Source organism: Nocardioides cremeus (assembly GCF_030518195.1).
Lineage (GTDB): Bacteria > Actinomycetota > Actinomycetes > Propionibacteriales > Nocardioidaceae > Nocardioides > Nocardioides cremeus.
The window spans coordinates 1-289 of record NZ_JAULSC010000180.1 but is presented as its reverse complement, the minus strand read 5'-3'; the positions used below and the strand labels follow the sequence as shown (position 1 = coordinate 289).

Annotated in this window: 1 protein-coding gene; it reads left to right on the top strand. The window is 69.2% G+C overall.

The window, feature by feature from the left end; translation table 11 throughout:
- A partial coding sequence (locus QWJ41_RS20985; RefSeq protein ID WP_302710420.1) for a transposase occupies positions 1–289 on the top strand: 289 nt, incomplete at both ends.

The following is a 289-nucleotide window of genomic DNA, read 5'->3' as shown; positions in this document are numbered from 1 at the left end:
TCGTGGGCTACGGCGACCGCAAGGCCGTCGCGGCGGCGCTGAAGCCGGTCTACACCGCAGCGAACGCCGAGGCCGCGCGCCGCGAGCTGGACGCGTTCGCGGACTCGAACTGGGGCAAGAAGTACCCCCACGCGGTCGCGACCTGGACCGCCGCGTGGGAGCGGTTCACCCCGTTCCTGGCGTTCCCGCCCGAGCTGCGCCGCGTCATCTACACCACCAACTCCATCGAGTCGCTGAACTACCAGCTCAGGAAGGTCACCAAGAACCGCGGTCACTTCCCCAGCGACGA